Here is a 5959-nt window from a genome sequence, read left to right on the forward strand (position 1 = left end):
AGTGACGTAAATTGGATTGAAAATCAACTAAACAACCGACCCCGAAAAACTCTTGGGTATTTATCTCCCATCCAGTTTGCTCTAAAACACCAAATTGCACTTCAAACTTGAATCCAAGTTCTAAAATACGAAATTATGAAGCAGAAGGATTATGAAAGAAAATTTTATCCTTTCAACCACTTTCCCCAAATTGATTATTGACTGCGCACTAAACTACAACTGATTGATAATCTGTATATTAACTGAAAACCTTTTGTCCAATCTATTTGTTACAAATAAAAATTTACTTTTTCTGTAACCTTCCTATACTTCCGAAGTTACCACGTACAAATCACCTGATAAACCATTCTCATTGGCTTGAACGCACTAACGGAACGCACTCATGCTTCGGGTAAAAGCCAATTTCAAAAGCGTCACTGCCGAATCGCCGATGGCATTTACCTCGCTCAACGGTCGAATTGATGTCACGTTTCCATCGTCGGCAAAGTTTGACGTAAAACTCAAATCTGACCGCAGAGAAATTTACAGTGACTTCGACGTAGACAAAACACAGCCTAAAGCCAATCGGGTAAGCAAAGGCGGAATGTACAAAGTAACGGTTGATGACTGGATTCAGAGCAAAGTCAACAGCGGCGGCAGCGAAGTGATGATGAAAAACATGCACGGCAATATTTATATCCGCAAAACGAAGTAAATAGGCTCAAAGAACGTCAGCGAGGTTCAAAACCTCGCTGACGTTGAATTTTAGTTGTCCGTAAGTGTACGAGTAATCGTCCATTTACGGACATTTTTTGTTTACGCAATCTAAAACAACTCGCTGATTTATAGAACTATACATCCGTGGCACAAGTATTGTCCACTGCTGTAAGTTAAGAAACTCTTAATGAACGTATTTTTTAGAAATACCATCAACTCATTAAAAACTGACCAGTCATGCTCCTTAACTATCTCAAAATTGCTTTCAGAAACCTCTGTCGTAACAAAGCTTTCACCTTTATCAATACTGCTGGGCTAGCCGTGGGAATGGCGAGTGCAATGCTCATTTTGATGTGGGTCCAAAATGAATTGAGTTATGACCAATTCCACGAGAAGAAAGGCCGGATTTATGAAGCGTGGAATCGGGCTGAATACAGCGGTAAATTACAAAGTTGGAATACAACACCGAAAGTATTGGCCAGAACGCTGGAAAAAGATTTTCCCGAAGTAGAGCGCGCCGTGCGGGTCAATTGGCCAAGCAGTTATTTATTCAGCATTGGCGATAAACGTCTGACCATCAAAGGCAATATTGTGGACCCTGGTTTTTTGCAAGTGTTCAACTTTCCTCTTGCTACAGGCAATCCCAAAACGGCATTGAAAGAGGTCAGTTCCATTGTTTTAACCGAAAAATTGGCTAAAAAACTATTTGGAGAAAAAGACCCAATGGGCAAAACCATCAAGCTGGACAATAAAGATAATTTTACAGTAACGGGCATTGTCAAAGACCTTCCCAACAATACTCGCTTTAATTTTGAATACCTTTTGTCGTGGGAATATTTGAAAAAAATAGGCGAAGACGATGATTATTGGGGAAACAATTCAACCCGTACTTATGTACTGCTCAAACCAAACGCCACTCTTGCCTCCATTGCTCCCAAACTCAAAACCATTCGTGCCCGCTACGACAAAGACGACGCCAAAGGCCAACTATTCATTTATCCCCTCAATCGCTGGCGGCTATATTCAAGTTTTGTGGAAGGGGTAGAAGAAGGCGGACGCATCACGTTTGTGAAGCTTTTCGGGGTCATTGCTGCCTTTATTTTACTGATTGCCTGCATCAATTTCATGAATTTAAGCACGGCCCGCAGCGAAAAACGCGCCAAAGAAGTAGGAGTTCGGAAAGTGATGGGTGCGCAAAAAACCTTGCTAATAGGGCAATTTATCGGCGAATCCATCCTGCTGTCATTAATGGCGGGGATAATTGCCCTTGCCATTGTTCTTTTGAGCCTTTCCGGTTTCAACGAATTGACGGACAAAAAACTGTTTATTGATTACACCAATCCCAACGTTTGGTTAGCCACTTTAGGTTTTATTCTGTTTACGGGAATTTTAGCAGACAGCTACCCTGCTTTTTTCCTTTCTTCTTTCCAACCCGTAAAAGTCCTGAAAGGCACATTCACCAAAGCCAATGCCTTAGTGACGCCGCGTAAAGTACTGGTCGTTTTACAGTTTACGTTTGCCATTACGCTCATTATCTGCACCATTATTGTTAAACAGCAAATTGACCATGCCCAAAACAAAGAGGCCGGTTACAACAAAAACAACCTGATTTACCATTTCCTGACGGGCGATATTGAGAAGAATTACTCGCTCATCAAAAACGAATTGCTCGCTTCGGGCATCGCCACCTCCATTACCAAAACAAGCGCACCTCTTACCCAAGGCTGGAGCAATACGTGGGGAATCCAATGGAAAGGGAAAGATCCGAATGACAAAACGCTCATTGACCGTTTCTGCGCAGACGAAGGCTTGGGCGCTACGGCTGGATTACAGTTTGTAGAAGGTCGTGATTTTAACCTGAAAGAATATCCTACCGATTCTTTAGGAGTCATTCTGAATCAATCGGCGGCAAAAGCCATGAATTTTAAAGAGCCTATCGGGCAGCTGATCAAAGACAATGGAAAAGAGTGGCACGTGGTGGGAGTTATTAAAGATTTTATTCTCCAGTCTCCTTACCATCCTACCACACCTATGGTCATCGAAGGAACCAAGGGATGGTTCAGTGTGATGCATATCAAACTCAATGCAGATTTACAAACCGCCCAAAGTCTGAAAAAAGCCGAAGCCATTTTCAAGAAATACAATCCTGAGTATCCGTTTGAGTACCAATTTATAGACCAGGAATATGCCCAAAAGTTTGAAGATGAGGAACGTACAGGCACCTTGGCCGCGCTGTTTACGGGACTGACCATCTTTATTTCGTGTCTGGGATTGTTTGGTTTGGCCACTTACATCGCTGAAAATCGCATCAAGGAGATTGGTGTCCGTAAAGTATTGGGTGCTTCGGTGGCGAGTTTAACTACCTTACTTTCCAAAGATTTTCTGAAACTGGTGTTGATTTCGTTTGTAATAGCCGCAGGTATCGCTTGGTACGCCATGACCGGTTGGCTGGAACAATACCCCTATCGCGTAAGTATCCAATGGTGGGTGTTTGCGTTGTCGGGCATTATTGCTATTTTAATTACCTTATTGACAGTAAGTTATCAGGCTATTCGAGCCGCGTTAATGAATCCTGTAAAAAGTTTGAGAACGGAGTAAACGCCCCCAAACCCCCGATGGGGGCTTAAAAGCCAAACATTGTCGGGGAACGTTACCATTATGAAATATTCATTTTTAACCCCCATTGGACGGTACGCCGCGCGGGGCATGGGGGCTAACTACCTCAAAATCGCTTTCAGAAACCTCGTCAAGAACAAGGTGTATTCATTTATCAACATTTTCGGTTTGTCCATTGGTATTGCAACCTGCTTGGTTATCAGTCTTTTTGTGAAAGATGAGTTAAGCTATGATCGTTTCAACGAAAAAGCCGTCAGAATTGTCCGAATTGTTTTTAAAGCCAATATCAACGGCGGAAAAATCAACGAATCGTTTGTGATGCCACCCACGGCGCAGGCATTGAAGAACGATTATCCAGAAGTGAAACAGGCTACTCGTTTGCGAAACTTTGGTACGCCAAGGGTAATTGTCGACGGCAAATTTTACAATGAAGGTAAGTTGGCATTAGTCGATGCTAATTTCTTTGACGTCTTCACCATTCCTTTTCTGAAAGGTGATCCTAAAACGGCTTTGACTCAGCCCAATTGCATGGTGCTTTCCCAAGCATTGGCGGAAAAATATTTTGGGAACGAAGACCCCATCGGAAAACTTCTTTATTCTAAAAAAGGCAACGATACACCTCCTTTCCGAGTAACCGGCGTATTTGACAAAATTCCAACAAACTCCCATTTTCACTTCGATATGTTGGGCTCGTTGGCATCGGATACAGAAGCCAATTCCACGTCCTGGATGACGTCCAATTATTTCACGTATTTATTACTGACCGAAGACTCCGACTATAAAAAACTGGAAGCCAAATTGCCCGCCATGGTCGAAAAGTACATGGGGCCGCAAATTATTCAGGCGATGGGAATGAATTTGGCCCAATTTCGTACCAAAGGCAATGAACTCGGTTTTGAGTTACAAAAATTGACCGATATTCATTTTCATTCAGAAGGTACCAATGAATTAGAAGCAAGCGGCGATATTAAATACGTGTACATTTTTGGGGCTATTGCTCTGTTTATGCTGCTCATTGCCTGCATCAATTTTATGAACCTTTCTACGGCCGGGGCTTCCAAACGAGCCAAGGAAGTAGGGGTCCGTAAAGTATTGGGTTCGGCAAAACTGGAATTGGTACGGCAATTTTTGATGGAATCCCTTCTGTTGACTTCCTTTGCCTTGTTTCTAGCCCTGATTCTGGTTCCATTGATATTACCCGTTTTCAACGACTTATCGGGCAAAAATCTGAGCCTTGATTTTGCCGCCAACCCGCTTACTTTCGTGGGCTTGTTAGTATTCGGCCTGTTGGTGGGGGTGTTGGCGGGAAGCTACCCCGCCTTTTTTCTTTCGTCGTTCAAACCCATCGCGGTATTGAAAGACCGGTTTGTGGGCAGCAAAAAAACCATTGGACTGAGGAGTGGATTAGTAGTATTTCAGTTTTGTGTCTCTATTTGCCTTATTGTGGGTACGACGGTAGTTTATCAACAGCTTTCTTACATTCAAAACAAAAAACTGGGCTACGACAAAGACCAACTGGTGGTTTTGCAAAATTCGTGGGCTTTGGGTAAAAACGAGTCAGTTTTTCGGGATGAGCTTTTAAAGGATTCTCGGGTGGCCAACGTAACCGCTTCTCCGTATCGGCCCGCCGGTCCTACGAATTCAAACAATTCTCTGGCTTATCCAGAAAATAACGATTCCCAAATCATGCGTACGCTCCAATACGGCATTGATGAACGTTACATTCCAACGCTGGGAATGCAAATCGTAGCAGGACGGAATTTCACGAAAGGTTTTGCCTCCGATTCCTCCGGAATAATCATCAATGAAACTGCCGCAAAAGCATTTGGTTGGGGTAACAACGCCGTAGGACATACCATTACGCGCTTGGTAGGCGATGCCAACGACAATCGAAAAAAAGTATATCAAGTCGTTGGCGTTGTAAAGGATTTTCATTTCAAATCCCTCCACGAGTCGATTTCGCCGCTTTTGATGGTCTATGAAAATAACTGGGGACTCATCGTAAAAGTAAAAACCAAAGATGTGGCTGGGCTTTTAGCCTCGATGAAAAGCCAATGGGCAAAGTTTAACGTGGATGAACCGTTTGAGTACGCTTTCATGGACGAGCTTTTTACGAAAACGTACATTGCCGAACAAAAAACGAGCACCATTCTCAGCCTGTTTGCAGGTCTGACTATTTTCATCGCCTGCCTGGGGCTTTTCGGATTGGCTACGTTTACCGCCGAACAACGTACCAAAGAAATCGGCGTTCGTAAAGTGCTGGGAGCTAACGTGGGTCAAATCATTGGCTTATTATCGAAAGATTTCCTGAAACTGATAGTAGTTGCCTGTGTCATTGCTTTCCCATTCGGCTATTGGGGCATGAATCAATGGTTGCAGGATTTTGCCTATCGGATTGAAATCAGTTGGTGGGTATTTTTGGTAGCAGGCGTTTCGGCACTTGCTATTGCCTTACTCACTGTGAGTTTCCAATCCATTAAAGCCGCATTGATGAATCCGGTGAAATCGTTGAAAACGGAATAACTGCAACCGCTGGTACTGTCTTAAAATACAAATTTTGAAATAGAATTTTTTTAATATTTTTGGGACTCATAAGGAGCAGTAGTTTATACCATTGCATCCTGCGTAGTCCCGCTGGTCGGGACTA

The 5959-nt window shown here is 43.1% G+C and carries 3 protein-coding genes; all 3 read left to right on the forward strand.

All coding sequences use genetic code 11. The features are described from left to right. The first annotated feature begins 382 nt into the window (after positions 1–382). On the forward strand, positions 383–694 hold the full coding sequence (locus tag Q0081_RS15215; protein WP_298354928.1) for a hypothetical protein: 312 nt from the start codon (positions 383–385) through the stop codon (positions 692–694). 239 nt (positions 695–933) lie between these two features. Beyond that, a complete protein-coding gene (locus tag Q0081_RS15220; RefSeq protein WP_298354930.1) occupies positions 934–3294 on the forward strand; it encodes an ABC transporter permease in 2361 nt (786 codons plus the stop codon). A gap of 108 nt (positions 3295–3402) precedes the next feature. Beyond that, on the forward strand, positions 3403–5835 hold the full coding sequence (locus Q0081_RS15225) for an ABC transporter permease (protein ID WP_298354932.1): 2433 nt from the start codon (positions 3403–3405) through the stop codon (positions 5833–5835). Positions 5836–5959 lie beyond the last annotated feature (124 nt).

It is taken from the genome of Runella sp. (assembly GCF_027484545.1).
GTDB lineage: Bacteria > Bacteroidota > Bacteroidia > Cytophagales > Spirosomataceae > Runella.